Origin of the sequence: Granulicella sp. WH15, from assembly GCF_009914315.1 — a bacterium.
GTDB lineage: Bacteria > Acidobacteriota > Terriglobia > Terriglobales > Acidobacteriaceae > Edaphobacter.
The window spans coordinates 3,656,775-3,674,709 of record NZ_CP042596.1; the positions used below are offsets into that span (position 1 = coordinate 3,656,775).

General features: G+C 62.7%; 15 protein-coding genes. 10 read left to right on the plus strand and 5 right to left on the minus strand.

Features of this window, described 5'->3' with window-relative positions; genetic code table 11:
• Nucleotides 1-539: 539 nt before the first annotated feature.
• Entirely contained in the window at nucleotides 540-2,270 is a 1,731-nt protein-coding gene (locus FTO74_RS15115) for an alkaline phosphatase family protein (protein WP_162538892.1), read from the plus strand.
• A 383-nt stretch (nucleotides 2,271-2,653) separates the two neighbouring features.
• The gene (locus FTO74_RS15120; RefSeq protein WP_255462304.1) at nucleotides 2,654-4,255 is read left to right on the plus strand and encodes a multicopper oxidase domain-containing protein; all 1,602 of its coding nucleotides are present in this window, start codon (nucleotides 2,654-2,656) and stop codon (nucleotides 4,253-4,255) included.
• 379 nt (nucleotides 4,256-4,634) lie between these two features.
• On the opposite strand, the gene FTO74_RS15125 is transcribed toward FTO74_RS15120, so the two are convergent.
• Entirely contained in the window at nucleotides 4,635-5,783 is a 1,149-nt protein-coding gene (locus tag FTO74_RS15125) for an acyl-CoA dehydrogenase (RefSeq protein WP_162538893.1), read from the minus strand.
• Nucleotides 5,784-5,936: 153 nt separating this feature from the next.
• Between FTO74_RS15125 and FTO74_RS15130 the strand changes: the two genes are divergently transcribed.
• Nucleotides 5,937-6,398, plus strand: a complete 462-nt coding sequence (locus FTO74_RS15130) for a hypothetical protein (protein WP_162538894.1) — start codon at nucleotides 5,937-5,939, stop codon at nucleotides 6,396-6,398.
• Between the two features lie 10 nt (nucleotides 6,399-6,408).
• Here the strand turns inward: FTO74_RS15130 and FTO74_RS15135 are convergent, their stop codons facing one another.
• Together FTO74_RS15135 and FTO74_RS15140 are read right to left on the minus strand one after the other, a co-directional pair.
• The gene (locus FTO74_RS15135) at nucleotides 6,409-7,500 is read right to left on the minus strand and encodes a VWA domain-containing protein (RefSeq protein WP_255462305.1); all 1,092 of its coding nucleotides are present in this window, start codon (nucleotides 7,498-7,500) and stop codon (nucleotides 6,409-6,411) included.
• Nucleotides 7,501-7,519: 19 nt separating this feature from the next.
• A complete protein-coding gene (locus FTO74_RS15140) occupies nucleotides 7,520-8,509 on the minus strand; it encodes a VWA domain-containing protein (RefSeq protein WP_162538896.1) in 990 nt (329 codons plus the stop codon).
• Nucleotides 8,510-8,706: 197 nt separating this feature from the next.
• Here FTO74_RS15140 and FTO74_RS15145 point away from each other — a divergent pair, with 197 nt between their 5' ends.
• The 4 genes from FTO74_RS15145 (at nucleotide 8,707) to murI (ending at nucleotide 12,840) form a co-directional block, all read left to right on the plus strand.
• Entirely contained in the window at nucleotides 8,707-10,101 is a 1,395-nt protein-coding gene (locus tag FTO74_RS15145) for a DUF1015 domain-containing protein (RefSeq protein WP_162538897.1), read from the plus strand.
• Between the two features lie 371 nt (nucleotides 10,102-10,472).
• Nucleotides 10,473-11,342 carry an N-acetylmuramoyl-L-alanine amidase gene (locus FTO74_RS15150; RefSeq protein WP_162538898.1) on the plus strand — a complete coding sequence of 290 codons (870 nt, stop codon included), beginning with the start codon at nucleotides 10,473-10,475 and terminating at the stop codon, nucleotides 11,340-11,342.
• Nucleotides 11,339-12,016, plus strand: coding sequence for a GerMN domain-containing protein (locus tag FTO74_RS15155; protein WP_162538899.1), 678 nt, complete (start codon nucleotides 11,339-11,341; stop codon nucleotides 12,014-12,016). The genes FTO74_RS15150 and FTO74_RS15155 overlap by 4 nt, the downstream gene beginning before the upstream one ends.
• Nucleotides 12,013-12,840, plus strand: coding sequence for a glutamate racemase (gene murI, locus FTO74_RS15160; RefSeq protein ID WP_162538900.1), 828 nt, complete (start codon nucleotides 12,013-12,015; stop codon nucleotides 12,838-12,840). The genes FTO74_RS15155 and murI overlap by 4 nt, the downstream gene beginning before the upstream one ends.
• Before the next feature lie 204 nt (nucleotides 12,841-13,044).
• Here murI and FTO74_RS15165 read toward each other — a convergent pair whose 3' ends face one another.
• Nucleotides 13,045-14,472 carry an ABC transporter permease gene (locus FTO74_RS15165; protein ID WP_162538901.1) on the minus strand — a complete coding sequence of 476 codons (1,428 nt, stop codon included), beginning with the start codon at nucleotides 14,470-14,472 and terminating at the stop codon, nucleotides 13,045-13,047.
• A gap of 109 nt (nucleotides 14,473-14,581) precedes the next feature.
• Between FTO74_RS15165 and FTO74_RS15170 the strand changes: the two genes are divergently transcribed.
• The 3 genes from FTO74_RS15170 to FTO74_RS15180 are packed head-to-tail and all read left to right on the plus strand — an operon-like array spanning nucleotide 14,582 to nucleotide 16,309.
• Complete coding sequence (locus FTO74_RS15170) at nucleotides 14,582-14,959, plus strand: EVE domain-containing protein (RefSeq protein ID WP_162538902.1); 378 nt, start codon at nucleotides 14,582-14,584, stop codon at nucleotides 14,957-14,959.
• 57 nt (nucleotides 14,960-15,016) lie between these two features.
• A complete protein-coding gene (locus FTO74_RS15175; protein WP_162538903.1) occupies nucleotides 15,017-15,778 on the plus strand; it encodes an enoyl-ACP reductase in 762 nt (253 codons plus the stop codon).
• A 21-nt stretch (nucleotides 15,779-15,799) separates the two neighbouring features.
• Complete coding sequence (locus tag FTO74_RS15180) at nucleotides 15,800-16,309, plus strand: DinB family protein (protein WP_162538904.1); 510 nt, start codon at nucleotides 15,800-15,802, stop codon at nucleotides 16,307-16,309.
• Nucleotides 16,310-16,605: 296 nt separating this feature from the next.
• Here the strand turns inward: FTO74_RS15180 and FTO74_RS15185 are convergent, their stop codons facing one another.
• Nucleotides 16,606-17,910, minus strand: a complete 1,305-nt coding sequence (locus tag FTO74_RS15185) for an amidohydrolase family protein (protein ID WP_255462306.1) — start codon at nucleotides 17,908-17,910, stop codon at nucleotides 16,606-16,608.
• Between the last annotated feature and the right edge of the window lie 25 nt (nucleotides 17,911-17,935).

Consider the following 17,935-nt stretch of genomic DNA (forward strand, 5'->3'; position numbering starts at 1 on the left):
CATACAGGTAATGCCAACCTCGTTCGACACGGGGGCGCAGGCTCTTTAGATAGAGCTAGCCTGTTACCTCGGCAAGCGAGATAGAACTGAAACATTCCGACAAGAACGAAGCAAAATGCTAGACGTTCAAAAACGGCTGCAATCAGGAAAACTTTTGGATGCGGGTGATAGAAGAATGAATAACAGGCTTCCGTTAGGAAAACAATAGAAAATTAATCTCTTTTGTACTTTTAAAATCCGCCTGCACGCTTCATGGATAAAAAAGCATCCTGCCCCGAGACCGGGCCATCCTCCTCAGTCTCACCGCGCACAGACGGAGTACGTCGACTCCGGCACAAACTCAGGTGCCCCTCTCGCTTCTGAAAGACGGCTTCACCAGAGGCTCAACCGTCTCCCCAACCTCTCGCCAGCGCCCCCGGCACCGTCCGGGCGGCCCGCCTTTACCCTGTTCTGTCTTTGTTCACCTTCTATTCAACGCCCATTCATGGTGCCGCTGTATCACCGGAGAAGTTCGCATCTTTACTGATCGAGGCCATTGAATGATTCGCAAGTTTTTAGCTCTTAGCCTGTCCACGACCATAGTTCTGACCGGATGCAGCACTGGCACCAGCCAGCCCGCTTCAACAGCTCCGGCACCGGTCGCCGCCGTTCCCGTCACCAGCTCGCAGGTCATCAAGCACGTCGTCGTCATCTTCGGAGAGAACATCTCCTTCGATCACTACTTCGGCACCTACCCCAACGCCGCCAATCTCCCCGGAGAGACCCCCTTCACCGCGGCCACCGGCACCCCGACCAAGACAACGAACTACATCTCGACCCCGTCTCTGCTCACCGCCAATCCGAACCTGAACAAGGCCAATAACGTCCAGGCCGATCCGGCCAACGGCTACATCTCCGTAGCCTCCAACCCCTTCCGCCTCGCCCCGGCCCAGGCCGGCACCGGCGACCAGGATCACAACTACGGGCCTGAGCAGACCGCCTTCGACAACGGCAAGATGGACCTCTTCCCCCTTTCCGTCGGAACCTCGGACCAGAGCGTCAGCGCGAACTTCGGCACCTCCACCAACGCGCCCGCCATCGCCAACACCAACGCCCTCACCATGGGCTACTATGACGGCAACACCGTCACCGCCATGTGGAACTACGCGCAGCACTACGCGCTCAACGACCACTCCTTCGGCACCACCTTCGGCGCCTCCACCCAGGGAGCCATCAACCTCGTCTCCGGCCAGACCAACGGCGTCGCCACCTACACCACCGGCGCGGCCTCCGGCGTCGTGGCCGACGGCCAGGGCGGCTACACCCTCGTCGGCGACGAAGATCCCGCGGGCGACACCTGCTCCTCGGCCAGCGCCAACGTCAGCATGTCCGGCAAGAACATCGGCGACCTGCTGAATGCGGCTGGCGTCTCCTGGGGCTTCTTCGAGGGCGGCTTCAACCTCGGCGTCACCAACGCCAACGGCACCACCGGCTGCGGCCGCAGCACTGCCGCCGTCAACATCCCCGGCAACCTGCTGAAGGCCGACTACATCCCCCACCACGAGCCTTTCCAGTACTACCCCAGCACCGCCAACCCCACCCACATCCGTCCCGCTTCGGTCGCCGTCATCGGCACCGCGGCTGATACCGGAGCCAAGACCGCCAACCACCAGTACGACATCCAGGACTTCGACGCAGCTCTTGCCGCCGGCAACCTGCCCGCAGTCAGCTTCCTGAAGGCCCCCGGCTTCCAGGACGGCCACGCCAGCTACTCCGATCCCCTCGACGAGCAGACCTTCGTCGTCAACGAAGTCAACGCCATCGAGAAGTCTCCCTTCTGGACTTCGACGGCCATCATCCTGGCCTACGACGACTCCGACGGCTGGTACGATCACATCTCCAACGTCATCAACGGCTCGCAGACGAGCTTTGATTCCTACACCAGCGCCGGAATCTGCGGCTCGGCCTCCCTGGTCGCGTCTGCTCTGCCCGGCCCCAACTCCGCCGGCAAGCCGGTGCAGGGACGCTGCGGCTTCGGTCCTCGCCTGCCTCTGCTGGTCATCTCGCCCTGGTCCAACAAGAACTACATCGACAGCAACACCACCGACCAGTCCTCCATCACCCGCTTCATCGAGGACACCTTCCTCGGCGGCAAGCGGATCGGCGGCGGCTCCTTTGACGCGTCGGCTGGCTCGCTGGACAGCATGTTCAACTTCAGCAACAACGTCGCTCCCAACCCGAGCGTCGTCCTGCTGAACCCGACCACCGGCGCAGTCACCTCCGGCAACTAAATCACCGCCAACCCGAAACCCCACCCTTCGCCAACCAGCAAAGGGTGGGGTTTCGCATTTAACGCCCTTGCTGTTGCCTGTTCTTTTGGTTGTCATTCAGGAGCGAAGCGGAGGAATCTGCTTCTGTCTTTGTCGTTGCTTTTGCCGTTGCTTCTGGGGTAGGTCCGGGCTTTAGCCCGGACATTAAAACTTGCCAAAGACGCGGGCTTTAGCCCCCGAGGTATGCTTTCTTTTCTCAACCACAAAAAGACAAAGGCAAAAACGCCCTAACGCCGGGCAGGCGACACTTCGTGCGGTTCTCGACGCTTCACGTAACCCCAATTCACAACCCCGTCACACTCCCCTTCTACGCTCAAACCAATCACCACCACCCTGGAGCTCGCTTGTCCCCCACCCGCCGCACCTTCCTCCAGCAGGCCGCCGCGCTCGGCCTCTCCTGGACCCGCCTGCCCTCCCAGATGTTCGCCCAGATGCAGATGTCCCACGGCAACAACAGCTCCTCCATGCCCGTGAACGCTGCCCCGCCCACCCAACCCATGCTCCACGTCCTCGAGCTGCCCCCGTTCGTCGACGAGCTGCCCCTGCCCGAACGCCTCCACGCCGCCCCCGGCAAAAAACTCCGCGTCTCCATGCGTGAGATCCACGCCAAGGTCCACCGCGACCTGCCCCCCACCCGCATGTGGAGCTACGGCGACACCGCCATCGCCCCGCTCATCGAAGCCCGCGCCAACCAGCCCCTCCACATCGAGTGGCGCAACGACCTACCCACCAAGCACTTCCTCCCCATCGACCACTCCCTCCACGGCGCAGGCCGCGACCGCCCGGAGGTCCGCGCCATCGTCCACGTCCACGGCGCCCGCGTCCCCACCAAAGACGACGGCCACCCCGACGACTGGTACACCCCCGGCAACAGCCTCGCCTGCACCTACCCCCTGCACCAGGAGGCCGCAACCCTCTGGTATCACGACCACGCCATGGGGATTAACCGCCTCAATACCTACGCCGGTCTCTTCGGCTTCTTTCTGGTGCGCGACCACGTCGAGGATGCCCTCCACCTGCCATCTGGCAAGTACGAGCTGCCCCTCATCCTCTACGATCGCGACTTCACCGCCGACGGCCAGTTCTTCTACCCCAGCGCCCCCGATCCCGAGCACCCCTGGGTCTCGGAGTTTGCGGGCGACGCTATCCTCATCAACGGCAAGATCCGCCCCTACCACCAAGTCGAGCCGCGCCTCTACCGCCTCCGCCTGGTCAACGCGGCCAACAGCCGCTTCTTCGCGCTATCCTTCACCGACCGCCAGCCCTTCCACCAGATCGGCAGCGACCAGGGCCTGCTCCCCGCCGCCCTTAAGCAGACCGGCCTGAACCTGGCCCCGGCCGAGCGGGCCGACATCCTCGTAGACTTCTCGCAATCTGCCGGAAAGAACGTCCACCTGATGAACGGCGCGCTGGAGATCCTGGAGTTCCGCGTAGCCGCCCAGCCCGCGGTCACCCAGCCCATCCCTACAGCCCTGCGCCCCATACCACGCCTGGCCCCATCCACCGCCATCAAGACCCGCACCATCCTCCTCGGCGAGCACAAGGACTCGGCCGGAAACTCCATGGTGATGCTGCTCAACCGCAAGCGCTGGCACGAACCCGTCACCGAGCAGCCCCGACTCAACACCACGGAGATATGGGAGTTCATCAATATGACCGAGGACACGCACCCCATGCACCTGCACCTGGTGCGCTTCCAGGTGCTCGACCGCCGTGTCTTCGACGTCTTCGCCTACGACGTCAAAAATGTAATGCGTTATATGACGCAGCCGCTGCCGCCGGAGCCGGGCGAGATGGGCTGGAAGGACGTAGTACAGTGCCCGCCGGGCATGATTACGCGCATCATCGTGCACTTCGAGGGCTACGCGGGCAGCTACCTCTACCACTGCCACATCCTCGAGCACGAGGCCAACGACATGATGCGCCCTTTTGAGGTCATCGCCTAAGCAGTCACAAAAACAAAGCCTAACGCGGATAAAAACGGATCAAAGCACGGATCAAAGGGGAACCTTGAGATCCGTGTTTTTACGCGAAGCGTCCAGAACCGCACGAAGTGCCGCCCGCCCGGCGCAAGGGCGCACTTGTCCTTCCCTGTTCTTTTGGTTGTCATTCAGGAGCGAAGCGGAGGAATCTGCTTCTGCCTTTGCCGTTGCATTTGTTCTTGCCGTTGCTTCCGGGGTAGGTCCGGGCTTTAGCCCCCGAGGTATGCTTTCTTTTCTCGGCCACAGATTCTTTTTTGCTTAGAAGCAACGACAACAACGCCCTCACGCCGGGCGGGCGGCACTTCGTGCAGTTCTCGACGCTTCGCGTAAAAACACGACGCCTCTACATCCCCTTCAACAACTCCCGCGCAATCACAATCCTCTGAATCTCACTGGTCCCCTCACCAATGGTGCAGAGCTTCACATCCCGATAAAACTTCTCGGCGGGATAATCCTTGATAAACCCATACCCACCATGAATCTGCACGCCCTCATCGCAGATCCGGCAGGCCACCTCACTGGCATAGAGCTTGGCCATAGCCGACTCCCGCGTCACCTTCAATCCGGCGTCCTTCATCCGCGCGGCCCGCATCGTCAAAAGCCACGCCGCATCCAGCTCCGTCGCCATCGTAGCCAGCTTGAACTGGATCGCCTGAAACTCACTGATGGCCTTGCCGAACTGCCTGCGCTGGGTCGCATACTTCATCGCCGCATCCAAAGCCCCACGCGCAATCCCCAGGCTCAGCGCCGCAATCGAGATACGCCCGCCATCAAGCACCCGCATAGCGTCTTTAAAGCCGTCTCCCTCCTTACCCACGAGGTTTTCGGCAGGAACCACACAATCCTCGAAGATCAACTCGGCAGTATCGCTGGCGCGTAACCCCAGCTTGTTCTCCTTCTTACCCGAGCGAAACCCCTTCGTCCCGCGCTCGACCAGAAACGCCGAGATGCCGCCATGCGTTCCCTTCTCCTTATCGGTAACGGCCAGCACCAGCGCGCAATCCGCGTAGCTGCCGTTGGTGATGAAGGTCTTGCTGCCGTCAATCACCCACTCATCACCCCGGCGGACAGCAGTGGTCCTCATCCCGCCCGCATCCGACCCCGACCCCGGCTCAGTGAGCCCCCACGAACCCAGCCACTCACCGCTCGCCAGCCGCGTCACCCACTTTTTCTTCTGAGCGTCATTACCGCCAAGCATCAGGTGATTCGTACAAAGAGAGTTATGCGAAGCCACGATAATGCCGACACTGCCATCGACACGCGACAGCTCCTCAATCGCCAGCACATACTCCACATAACCCATGCCGGAGCCACCCAGCTCCTCGGGAAAGATAATTCCCATCAGCCCCATCGCGCCCATCTTCTTCACAACGTCATGAGGAAACTCGCTGCGTTCGTCCCATTCGCTCACATGCGGAGCGATCTCCCGCGCGGCAAAGGCGCGGATCTCGCGCCTCAGGGACTCCTGCTCCTCGGTCAGTCCAAAGGTCACAATGCCACCTCATTACTGCGGCTTATAGGTCTATCATATTTATGAATAAACTGTCTCCCCCTCTGGCCGGAGCACCCAAAGCGGAAGAATTTTCATCCTCCATCCGCAAGCCTCCATTACACTGGCTGCGGCCCATAGCTCGACCACCCAACCATGACCTCCAGCCTTCTCTCTGCGACGCTGCTCCTCACCCTTCAGGCGATCCCACCCGCTGCCACCCCGGCCACGCCCGATCAGTCCGAGATCCACATCGACGGGCGCTGCCGCATCCTCTCGCAGGACCGCACCGCCGCCGCCCAGCCCTACTCCAGGCCGCACTATCGCTGGGACAGCGGCATCTGCCACTTCGAGAGCGAAAACGCCTCCAGCCACTGGGAGGAAAACATCGAGAACGGCGTGGTCAAGCGCACCTATGTGACCATTCGGGAGCACGAGTACCTGCTGCACAACCCCGCCCCCACGCCCGTTACCTTCGTCGTCGATCAGGCCGTACCCAGGGGCTGGAAGATCGACTCGGACCCACAGCCGGACGAATTCACGAACTCAGTGGCGACCTTTCGCGTGCAGGCTCAGCCCGGCCAGACGGTGCGGCTGCATGTAGGCGAACGCCGCTGATATAGCCCCGTTATCGTCCGGGAGCAGCAGGAGCATTCGGAGCAGCCGCCGCAGGAGGCTCAGCCGCCGACGTGCGCGGGAAGTACCCGTTCCGAGTCCGCACGGTCAGATGCCCAAATCCCTTACCCTTCGCCTCCACATGCACCTGCCGATACCCGCCCTTCGAAGGCGGATTGGTGGAGTGATAGGCGATGGTGTACTGGGTCCGGATATCCTGCGCCACCTCCGCAGCGATGGCGTCGACGTCCTTGATCGACTTGGGAAAGTAAGCCATGCCGCCGGTCTCCGCGCTCAGCTCTTCGAGCACCCGCCGCGCGTGCCGTGACTCGCGCCGGTCGGTATCCGCGCCAAAGAGCAGGCCGATGGAGTAGATCACCGGCCCATCGAGATCCTGAATCCGGCGAATCGCCTGCTCGAGTGAAGCACTGGAGGCGTTGTCCTCGCCGTCCGTGACGACCACAAGCACCTGCTTGGGCCGCTTGGCATTCTTGGCCAAATAGTCGGCGGAGGCGACAAGCGCGTCATACATCGCCGTGCCGCCCGAGGACTTGATATAGCTCATCCCCTGCTGCAACTTACGCACGTCGGAGGTAAAGTCCTGGTCGATAAAGGGCTCAAAGCTGAAGTCGACAAGAAACTCCTCATCCTGCGGGTTCGATAGCTTGATGAGGTCGAGCGTGGACTGCTCCACGGCGGCGCGCTTGTCGTACATCGACCCGGAGCTGTCAATCAGCAGCCCGATCGAAACGGGCAGATCCTCGTGCCGCAGGCTGATGATCGTCTGCGGAACCCCGTCCTCGTAGACCTTGAAAGAGTCCTTATCGAGCGATTGCACGGCCCGCCCTCCGCCGTCGACGACCGAGGCGTTGAGCCGGACCTCGTAGGCATCCTGCCGCAGGGTGAACCTGTTGCCCTCGCGGGCGATGGCCCCGACGCCCTGGGGCGCAGCCGTGGCCCCTGAACCGGCCGCAGGCTCGGGATCAGGCGATGGAACAGGATCGCGGTCGACGGTGAGGCTGGGCTGCTGGGGCGCTGCCTGGGTGGCCGTTTGGGCAGACCCAACCCGCCCCCACAACGCCAGAACCGCAAAGAATGTCAGCACGCCGGCCGTTCCAAATCGTTTACTGCGAAGGTGCATAGTACCCCTGGCGATAGTGTACGGTCAGCTCTGGAAAGCCCGGCGGAGGAATCAGCCGTACCTTCAATTTACGCCAGTTGCCGTCCTTCTTCACCTCCGAAGGCCGATACCCGACGACATACTGGTTACGCAGCTCGGCGCTGATGCGGGTGGCGATATCCCCCAGCTCGGCCACATCGAGCACGCGGAACATCCGCCCGCCCGTCATCTCGCACATCTCGTTCAGCATCACCGGCCCCATCTGCTCCTCGTGGGTCGGGGCGTACTGGTCGAAGATGCCGATGGCGTAGATCTGCAAATCGCCCTCGCGCACCACGCGGCGCAGCTCGGCCTCGGTGTAGCGGCTGCGGTTGTCGCCGCCGTCGGAGAGGATGAGCAGCGCCTTGCGGTCATACTTGGCCTGCTTCAGCTTATCGACGCCCAGATAAACCGCGTCCACCAGCGCGGTGCGGTTCTCGGGCCGCAGCATCATCATGCGGGCCTCCACATCGTCCACCTGCGAGGTGTAGTCGACCACCACCGCAGGCCGGTCGTTGAAGGCCACCACGAAGAACTCGTCGAGCGGGTTGGAGGTACTCATAAACTCGCTGAGCGCCCGACGCGCCCGCGCAAACTTGCTCTGCATACTGCCGCTCAGGTCGAAGACGATCCCGATCGAGACAGGCGCGTCCTCAGTGGAAAAGCTCTTGATCGCCTGCCCGGTGCCATTGTCGTAGACCTCGAAGTTGCTCGCCTCCAGCCCCGTGACCAGGCGGTTCAGGGTATCGGTAACGGTCATGGGGACCAGCACCAGGTTCACATCCACCCGCAACCTACCGCTCAACCGAGAGGTGACCGCTCCTGCTTCCACCGGCTTAGGCGCGGGCGCAGGCGGCACAGGCGTATGCACCAGGTCGAGTGGATTCTCCTGCGCATGGCCGATCTCCGTCGAAGCAAGCAGCAGGCAAAGCACCCAAAGCCTTGAATAACGCATGATCGACCTCCATGCATCTGCGCGACTTATACCACCCCATCCGCACCCGCGTCTCTACAGGAATTGAAGCTACCTATTTGCTGCCAAACACCTGCGTCCAGGTTGTCTCCGGCGCGCCGAAGCACTGACCTGTAATCTTTTACCCCCACCTTCCCCGTACAATCGTTCGAGAGAATATTCAGGAGCAACCGACCCGCATGGCCCGTATCTACCCCTTTCGCGCACTCCGCTACGACACCTCTAAAGTCAAGATGGAAGACGTCGTAACCCAGCCCTACGACAAGATCACCCCGGCCATGCAGCAGGCCTACTACGATCGCTCCAAGTACAACCTGATTCGCGTGATCCTGGGCAAGCGCGAGCCCGACGACACCGACGCCTTCGCCCCCGACGCCGCCTCCACGCCGCAGCACAACGTCTACACCCGCGCCGCTGAGTCGCTCACCTCCTGGCGCAAGAAGGCGATCCTGCGCGAAGAGGCCGAGCCGGCCCTCTACGGCTACTCCCAGACCTACACCGTGCCCGGCACCGACGAGGTGCGCGAGCGCCGCGGCTTCATCGCCCTCGGCCAGCTCTACGACTACGCCGACAAGGTCGTCTACCGCCACGAGCAGACCTTCCCCAAGCACAAGTCCGACCGGCTCGCGCTCTTCAAGGCCACCCGCGCCTATTGCGAGCAGATCTACATGCTCTACTCCGACCCGGCCTTCACCGCCGAGAAGCTGATCTTCGACAACGGCAGCCAGGCCGACCTCAGCATCACCGATGAGTACGACGTGGTACACCGCGTCTGGCGGCTCACCGACCCGCACCTCATCAACCTGATCGTGACGGCGATGGCGGACAAGAAGCTCATCATCGCCGACGGCCACCATCGCTACGAGACCTCCGTCACCTATATGAAGGAGCGCGCCGCCGAGCTGGGCCAGGCCGCCGCAGCCACCACGACGGACGAGGATGACGAGTCGCCCTCGAACCGCGCCGAGGAGCCTCACTCCCTACTGCCGAAGCCCGCCTTCCCCGAGGCCGCCATGATGATGACCTTCGTCAACATGGACGCGCCGGGCATCACGATCCTGCCCACGCACCGCGTGCTCTTCGGCCTCAAAGACTTCAACACGCAGGCGTTTCTCGCCCGCGCCGAGGAGTTCTTCGAGATCACCCCGGTCGCAACACCCGATCTCGAGCCGCTGCGAACCTCCGCCGGAGTAGCCTTTATCGCCGTGACTGCGGACGGCAACCACCTGCTGACGGCCAAGCCGGAGGCGATGGCCAAGACACTCGCCGACCTGGGCGTCTCCCCGCGTCAGGCTGCGCTCGACGTGGTGCAGCTCCACACCATCGTGCTCGAGCGGCTGCTCGACCTGACCCACGAGTCTATCGCGGGTGTAGAAAACATCCGCTATCTCCGCGAGGCCACCGAGGCCGTCGAGCAGGTCCGCACCGGCTCGGCCGACATCGCCTTCCTCATCCGCCCGGTGACGCTCGACCAGCTCCGCGACATCTCGCTCTCGGGAGACGTGATGCCGCAGAAGTCCACCGACTTCTTCCCCAAGCTGCTGAGCGGCCTCGCCATCTACGCCCTCGACTAACCCGACAAACTACGACGGCCCCTGTCTCAAAATAGAGGCAGGGGCGTCGTGCTTCTGCCGTTGCCTGTCCTTTCATTTGCTGTTGCCCTTTTTTTGGTTGTCATTCAGGAGCGAAGCGGAGGAATCTGCTTCAGTCTTTGCCGTTGCTGTTGTTCTTGCTTCTGGGCAGGCCCGGACTTTAGTCTCTGAGGAACGCTTTCCTCCCTCTGCCACAACTTCTTTTTCAAAAAACAACAACAAAAGCGCCCTCACGCCGGGCAGGCGGCACTTCGTGCTGTTTTGGACGCTACGCGTATTCCCATATTGACCCAAAAGGAGATACGAGAGACCACCCCCTTCACCAGACCCGCTACAATCAAACCAACCGCTCCGTGACCTCCTCCCCCACAGATCGCCGCGTCCGGCCGCTCGCACTCGCCGCCCTGCTCTGGCTCGCGCCGCCGCTTCCCGCGCAGCTTCCAGCACCCCGTCCCCACCATCCTCCAGCCAAACCGCCCATCCTCGCCACCAACACCGGCCTCATCGTCATCGACGCGGCCCACGGCGGCACCGATGACGGCGCGACCCTCCCCACCGGGGTCCTCGAAAAAAACCTCACCCAAACCTTCTCCGAGCGCCTTCGCACCCAACTCGTAGCCCACGGCTTCAACGTCGTCCTCTCGCGCAATCTTGCGGTCACCACTCCAACGGACAACACCGAAACCCCATCCGTCGCCGCCGAAGACCAGCGCGCCGAGCAGGCCAACCGCCTGCGCCCCCTGGCCTGCCTGCTGCTGCACGCCACCAGCGGCGGCCACGGCGTCCACCTCTTCACCTCGTCGCTCGCGCCCTTCACCGCCTCCCATCCGGCCCCCAGTATCCTTCCGTGGAACGCCGCCCAGGCCACAACGGTTCCACAGTCTCTCCAGCTCGCCACCGATCTGGCCACGGCCCTGAACGACATCCGCATCCCCCTGGTGCTGGCACGGGCGTCGGTCCCGCCCATCGACTCGCTCACCTGCCCCGCCATCGCGGTCGAACTGGCCCCGCTGACGAACGCCGCCGTGACCGATGCCGCCTACCAGGCCCGCGTCGCCGACGCCATCGCCAGCGGTCTGAGCTTCTGGCGCGGACACCTCGAAGCCGAGATCGCCCGCGTAGCCGAGGAGACAGCAGCCGAGTCCGAGACAATTCCGGAACCTACAGCCAAAAAGCCGAAGAAACCCTCACCAGCCACCACCCAGCCCGGAGCCGTGCGATGATCCCCCGTTACCAGCTCATCGCCTTCCGCATCCTCTTCGGCGGCTCGCTGCTGATGGCGCTGCTGCTCGTCCGCGGCTGTGTGGTCACCCACCAGCGCCTTGTCGCCCAGCGCGACCTCAGCCCCATCCCCGCGCCCACCGACATCCCCAACGAGACGGTCTCGGTGGCCCTGGCCAACGACGCCGACGGCTCCATCACTCTGGACCAGGAGCAGATGGCGCTGCCGCCGTCCGGCCCGCTCCGCGCCCGTGCCCTGCTGGAGCAGACGATGGCCCACTATGCTCTGCCCGCCACCCTGCACCCTCTCCCGAGCGGCCGGGCCATCGCGAACGTCTACTTCGTGCAGCTTCCCCTCGGCAACCCGGCCGGCACCAGCACCGAAAAAACCACCCGCAGCGCCGAAGCCAGCCACGGCCAGATGGCCGTCATCGACCTGAAGGGAACCTTCGCCAGCTCGCACCCCTCCGGCATCGAGGCCGAAGACCTGACGCTGCGCTCGCTGATCGGAACCCTGCACGCCAACTTTCCCGAGATCGACCGGGTGCAGTTCCTCGTAGACGGACGCTCCAGCGAGACGCTGGCGGGACACGCCGATCTGCTGCACCCTTACCCGGCACTCGACACAACGCGCGAGCCTCTGCACACACTGGGCCGCGTCGGGAGACACGAATGAGCACCCCTTCCACCACCGGCCCCACCATCGGCGTCTTCGACTCCGGTTTCGGCGGCCTCACCGTCCTACGCGCGCTGCTGCCGTTGATCCCCGGCGCGAACTACATCTACCTGGGCGACACGGCGCGCCTGCCCTACGGGGCCAAGAGCCAGCAGACCATCGCCCGCTACGCCGTCTCGAGCGCTGAGTTCCTCCTCGACGAGGGTGCCGAGATGCTGGTGATCGCCTGCAACACCGCCACCGCGATGGCCCTGCCCGAGATCGAAGCCGCGATGCCGATCCCGGTGGTGGGCGTCATCCGCCCCGGCACCGAGGCCGCCCGCGAGGCCGGGGAGCACGACGTCCTCGTGCTCGCCACATCCGCAACAGTCCAGTCCGGGGCCTACACCCGAGCGTGCGCGTCAGTCGGCCTGCAAGCCTACGAAAAGGCCTGCCCATTGCTGGTCCCGATGGTCGAGGAAGGCTGGATCAACCACAAAGTAACAGCGGAGGTGCTGCGCATCTACCTAGACGAGGCCTTCGCCGAGGCTCCCAATGCCCACACCCTGCTGCTGGGCTGCACGCATTACCCTCTGCTGAAGCCGATGATCGAGCGGACACTCGAAGAGATGGGCCACCCCATGCGAATCGTGGACTCCGCAGCCACAACAGCACAGGCTGCCGCCCGTGTGATCGAATCCAAACTACCCAGAGTCAGTTCCCCCGGCGCCGAAATCAACTGCACCTTCTTTGCAACCGATTCGGTAGAGAAGTTTCAGCGTCTGGGCGGAGTCTTTCTTGGCCAGCCACTACCGCAGGTATCGCTGGTCGATCTCGGCGGATAAGATCAGATAGACCTGATCCCCGGAAAGCGCTGAAGGCGCGCTCTATACCAGCCTAGGGCAACGCCCTAGGTAATCGGAGACAGAGGCAAGAAGAGGGCTGAAGGCCCGACCTATCCCTGCCACGAACCTGTCCTGCCGGACGGGCCCGCTGCGCGCGGGGCAGGCGTTCACACGCCTTTTTACTGCTTCGCGTGGTCTTCCCCACTACGACGCCGCCTCATACCGCAGTGACTCCATCGGAGAAACCCGCGAAGCCTTCCGCGCCGGATAGTACCCAAAGAAGATCCCAATTGCCGCCGAGATCCCAAACGACACCATCACCGACACAAACGAGATACTCGTAGACCACTTGATGATCTGTGTGATCGCCGCCGAAGTAATCACCCCGACGATGATTCCCAGCACACCACCCGCCAGGCTCAGCGTAATCGACTCCATCAAAAACTGCTGCATCACGTCCTGCGAGCTGGCCCCCACCGCCCGGCGGATCCCAATCTCCCGCGTCCGCTCGACCACCGAGAGCAGCATAATGTTCATAATGCCGATCCCGCCAACGATCATCGAAACCGTACCAATACAAGCCAGCAGCACGGTCATCGTCCTGCTCGACTGATCCATCGTCTTCGCCAGTTGCTTCAGTGTCACATCGTCCAGGCTCTTGCCGCTGCCGACCATCGACCGCGCCACCTCGGGGTCAACGCCAGTCTTGGTAATCGCGGTGCCCGCCTGCGTCAGCACACGAAAATCATCGGACAACCCTTCATCAATCTTGTGCCGCTCCCGCAACACATCGGTAATCTCATACCCCGCATCGGGCACGTCGCCAACCGAGTAGGTCGAGACCGTGATGGTGTTGAGAAAGGGCGCGTGCAGCAGGCTCTGCGCCGTAGTCACCGGCATGTAGACGGCATCGAACTGGTCGTCGCCGGTGTTCTCCTGCACCATCCAGCTACCCGAGCCGAAGACACCGACAACCTGAAACGGAACATTATGGATCGTGATGCTCTTACCCACTGGGTCCTCGTCGTGGAAGAGCGCGTGGTTCACAATGCTGCCGATGACGACAACATGGTCGCCATTCGCCTCCTCCCTCTGGCTAAAGAACCGGCCACTCATCAGCGCCCACGCCCGCTTGATGTTGAAGATATCGGTCCCCTCACCATGCAGCGCCGTAAAGTGGATCGAGCTGCCCACGCTGACGTTGGCATGGTCGTGCAGCCCCGGCGAGACATACTGCACCAGCGTGACGCGCTTGCGAATCGCGTCGGCATCATCGAGCGAGAGCGTATCGGCAGCCCCCTTGCCCGCGGCAAAGTCCCCCAGCCGCAGGTTCTTCTTCAGCCGGTCGGGGATGTAGCCGTCCTTGAGCGCATCCGCACCCGAGGGATCGTTGCCCGCCGAATCCTGCCCCGAGGCGATGCCGCGCTGGTTCTGGTAGTTCCCCGCCTGCACGGTAATCAGGTTCATCCCGGCGGCGCGCACCTCGTCCTCGATGGCGTTCTGCGCACCACTGCCGACAGCGATCATGGTCACCACGGTAGCCACGCCGATCGTCATGCCGACCATGGTCAGGATCGTCTGCAGCTTGTTCTTCTTAAGTGCATTAATCGCGATGAGGTAGCTGTGCTTCATGGTCGCTCTCTCAACCTGAACTGTTTGGAATACGCCGATAATACCACTACTCCGGCGGATTTTTACCCGGTTTTCACACCCACCCGTCCCTTGCGATACCCTGAAGGACATGCCCTACCTGCTGAAGACCGAGCCCAACAAGTATTCCTACGACGACCTGCTCCGCGACGGCGAGACCGTCTGGGACGGCATAGCCAACAACCAGGCGCTGCTCTACCTGCGCGGCATGAAGAAGGGCGAAAAGCTCGTCATCTACCACTCGAACATCGGCAAGGCGGCGGTCGGCACCGCGAAGGTCGTGAGCGTGGACGCCAGCGATCCGAAGAACCCGAAGGTCGTCATCAAGCCCGTAAAACGGCTGAAGGCCGAGAAGCCGCTCGCCGAGATCCGCGAAGCCCCGGTCTTCCACGACTCCATCATGTTCCGTCAGTTCCGCCTGTCGGTCGTGCCCATCACGGAAGAGCAGTACGACTTCCTGACCCTCTAGCTCGGGGCCTACTGATATCCTTAGCAACGAAGTTCAACACCGGGAGCACATCGCATCATGATCGACCTGAAGGGCAAAGTCGCCGTCGTCTTCGGATTAGCCAACAAGCGCAGCATCGCCTGGGCCATCTGCCAGAAGCTCTCCGAAGCCGGAGCCACGCTCGCCATCTGCTACCAGAACGAGCGCCTGCAGCGTGATGCCGATGCCCTGGCCGCCGAGCTGGCCGGAGCCAAAACCTTCCAGTGCGACGTCGCCTCCGACACCGACATCGACAGCGTCTTCGCGCAGCTCAAGGACGCCTACGGCAAGCTCGACATCCTCGTGCACTCCATCGGCTTCGCGCCCAACATCAAGAACACCGTGCTCCAGACCGCGCGCGAAGACTTCCGCGTGGCCCACGACATCAGCGCCTACTCGCTCATCGCTCTCTCCCGCGCCGCCGCGCCGCTGATGCCCGAGGGCAGCTCCATCCTGACCCTGACCTACTACGGCTCCGAGAAGGTCTTCCCCAACTACAACATCATGGGCGTCGCCAAGGCCGCGCTCGAGGCCAGCGTGCGCTATCTCGCCAGCGACCTCGGAGCCCAGAAGATCCGCGTCAACGCCATCTCCGCCGGGCCCATCAAGACGCTGGCCGCACGCGGCATCGGCGACTTCACCAAGATCCTCAACGCCGTCGAAGATCGTGCACCGCTCCATCGCAACGTCGATGCGCTCGAGGTCGGCAACACCGCGCTCTTTTTAGCTTCGGATCTTGCCAGTGGAATCACCGGCGAGATCATGTTCGTGGACTGCGGCTACAATACCGTCGGGCTGTAAATCTCTCTACCAGAGGTTGCCATGACCATCGCGCAGGTGCTCTTAGAGGACTTCGACCAGGAGATCTCCAACACGCGGCGCACGCTCGAGCGCGTCCCCGAGGACAAGGCCGCATGGGTGCCCCACGAGCGTTCGACGCCGCTGGGCAAGCTGGCCATGCACTGCGCGACGATGCCGCTGTTCGGCTTCTACATCATGGAGGACGAGGGCATGGACATGGTAGCCTCCAAACGCCCGCACGTGCCGCTTGTCTTCACCACGCGCGAGGCGTGTCTGCAGCAGCTCGACGAGTCCAGCGCAAAGTGCCGCGCCGCCATCGCCGCAGCCTCGGACGAGCACCTTGAGGCGCTGTGGAAGTTCAGCTTCGGCGAGCACGTCATCCTGCACAAGTCTCGCGTGGCTACCTTCCGGATCATGTGCTTCAACCACCTGATCCACCACACCTCCCAGCTAGGCGTGTACCTGCGGCTGAACGAGGTCCCCGTACCTGCGCTCTACGGCCCATCGGCTGACGAGCAGTGGCTCGGCTAAGACGAAAAGCAAGGCGAAACGGGGATAAAGGGAAAAAAGGGATAAAAGGGATAAGAGCGGAGCCTTGATATCTTTGCCTTTTACGCGAAGCGTCCAAGACCGCACGAAGTGCCGCCCGCCCGGCGTGAGGGCGTCGTTGCTGTTGCCTGTTTTCTTGGTTGTCATTCAGGAGCGAAGCGGAGGAATCTGCTTCTGCTTTTATTCTTGCTGTTGCTTCTGGGGTAGGTCCGGGCTTTAGCCCAAAACCCACCACAGATGCGGGCTTTAGCCCCCGAGGTATGCTCTCTTCTCCCGGCTCAGGGATGCTTATAAGCCACCCCGCCCTTCATCACAAACGCCACTTTCCTGAGAGCAGAGATACTCTGCAACGGGTCACCATCCACCGCGATCACATCGGCATAAAACCCCGGCTTCAGCTCCCCGATCTTCCCTTCCCACCCCATCAGCCGAGCGTTGGTCAACAGGTCCGCCTGAAGTACATCGGCAGCCGACATGCCGTTCTCCACCATCAACTCCATCTCCCGCGCCTGCGTCCCATGCGGAAACGGCCCCACATCCGAGCCGACAGCCATCGGCACTCCGGCGGCGAGTTGCTTCTTGAACTCGGCGACATGATAAGCGTTCTGCGCCCGCCGCCGGGCCGCACCCTCGGGCGACGCGGCGTGATCGGCAAAGTACTCGCTGATCGCAAACGTAGGCACCGCGGGGATATTCTTCTCCTTCATCGCCCGCATCGTAGCCTCGCCGAGCTGGTCGGCGTGGTCCACCGACTCCACGCCCGCCGCCACGGCAAACCCCGTGCCCGGCTCGCCGGTAGCGTGTACGGCAACACCATGCCCAGCCCCCTTGCCGAAGCGATCCGCCTCAGCCACCGCCGCCCGAAGCTGCGCCTCGGTGTACTGGTAGGGAGTCTTGAAAACCCCATCCACGAAGCTGTCCTTGCCGGTCTCGTAGATCTTGGTGAAGTCCGCGCCTTCCTTGCGCTGCTCCCGCATCACGTGGACGATCTCGTCGGCGGTATTCGCGTAGTCGGCGTTCGAGAGCACGTGCATCGCCGGGTTGTAGTGGATCGCGTCCTCGTGGCCGCCGAGCAGGTCAATCGCATTGCCGCTCACACGCAGCCGAGGCCCAGGAATCAACCCGGTATCAATCGCATTGCGCACAGCCGTATCCGCCGAGCCCGCGCCCTCGGTGCCCATATCGCGCTCGGCGGTGAAGCCCGCTATCAGGTCGGCTTTGGCCGCATCCGCAGCAATCAGCGTCCGCTGCGGCACCGACTCCTCAACGGTCTGCAAATCCTCCGCACCCGGATGCAGAAAAAGGTGAACATGCACGTCAGTCAGCCCAGGCATCAGCGTGCGCTCACCCAACTCGATGGCCTGCGCACCGGCAGGCCGCGTCACATGCGTACCCGCCTCGACGATCTTCTCCCCAACCACCAAAACCTCGCCCGGAGAGACCAGCTTCCCCGCCCGCACATCGAGCAGATGCGCCGCATGAAGCACCACCGCAGGCTTCGCGGCCTCCTGCGCCATCGCCGATACCGCTGCAAGCACCGCCACGAGGCCACACGCCAAGCCTTTGACCATCTTCGTTGTCATAGTCTCAGCAGAATAGCGCAACTAC

Coding starts and splice junctions, on each gene's coding strand:
- FTO74_RS15180 (WP_162538904.1), top strand. CDS start 15,800: ATGACCATCGCGCAGGTGCTCTTAGAGGACTTCGACCAGGAGATCTCC.
- FTO74_RS15140 (WP_162538896.1), bottom strand. CDS start 8,509: ATGCGTTATTCAAGGCTTTGGGTGCTTTGCCTGCTGCTTGCTTCGACG.
- murI (WP_162538900.1), top strand. CDS start 12,013: ATGAGCACCCCTTCCACCACCGGCCCCACCATCGGCGTCTTCGACTCC.
- FTO74_RS15155 (WP_162538899.1), top strand. CDS start 11,339: ATGATCCCCCGTTACCAGCTCATCGCCTTCCGCATCCTCTTCGGCGGC.
- FTO74_RS15165 (WP_162538901.1), bottom strand. CDS start 14,472: ATGAAGCACAGCTACCTCATCGCGATTAATGCACTTAAGAAGAACAAG.
- FTO74_RS15115 (WP_162538892.1), top strand. CDS start 540: ATGATTCGCAAGTTTTTAGCTCTTAGCCTGTCCACGACCATAGTTCTG.
- FTO74_RS15185 (WP_255462306.1), bottom strand. CDS start 17,910: ATGACAACGAAGATGGTCAAAGGCTTGGCGTGTGGCCTCGTGGCGGTG.
- FTO74_RS15145 (WP_162538897.1), top strand. CDS start 8,707: ATGGCCCGTATCTACCCCTTTCGCGCACTCCGCTACGACACCTCTAAA.
- FTO74_RS15170 (WP_162538902.1), top strand. CDS start 14,582: ATGCCCTACCTGCTGAAGACCGAGCCCAACAAGTATTCCTACGACGAC.
- FTO74_RS15130 (WP_162538894.1), top strand. CDS start 5,937: ATGACCTCCAGCCTTCTCTCTGCGACGCTGCTCCTCACCCTTCAGGCG.
- FTO74_RS15175 (WP_162538903.1), top strand. CDS start 15,017: ATGATCGACCTGAAGGGCAAAGTCGCCGTCGTCTTCGGATTAGCCAAC.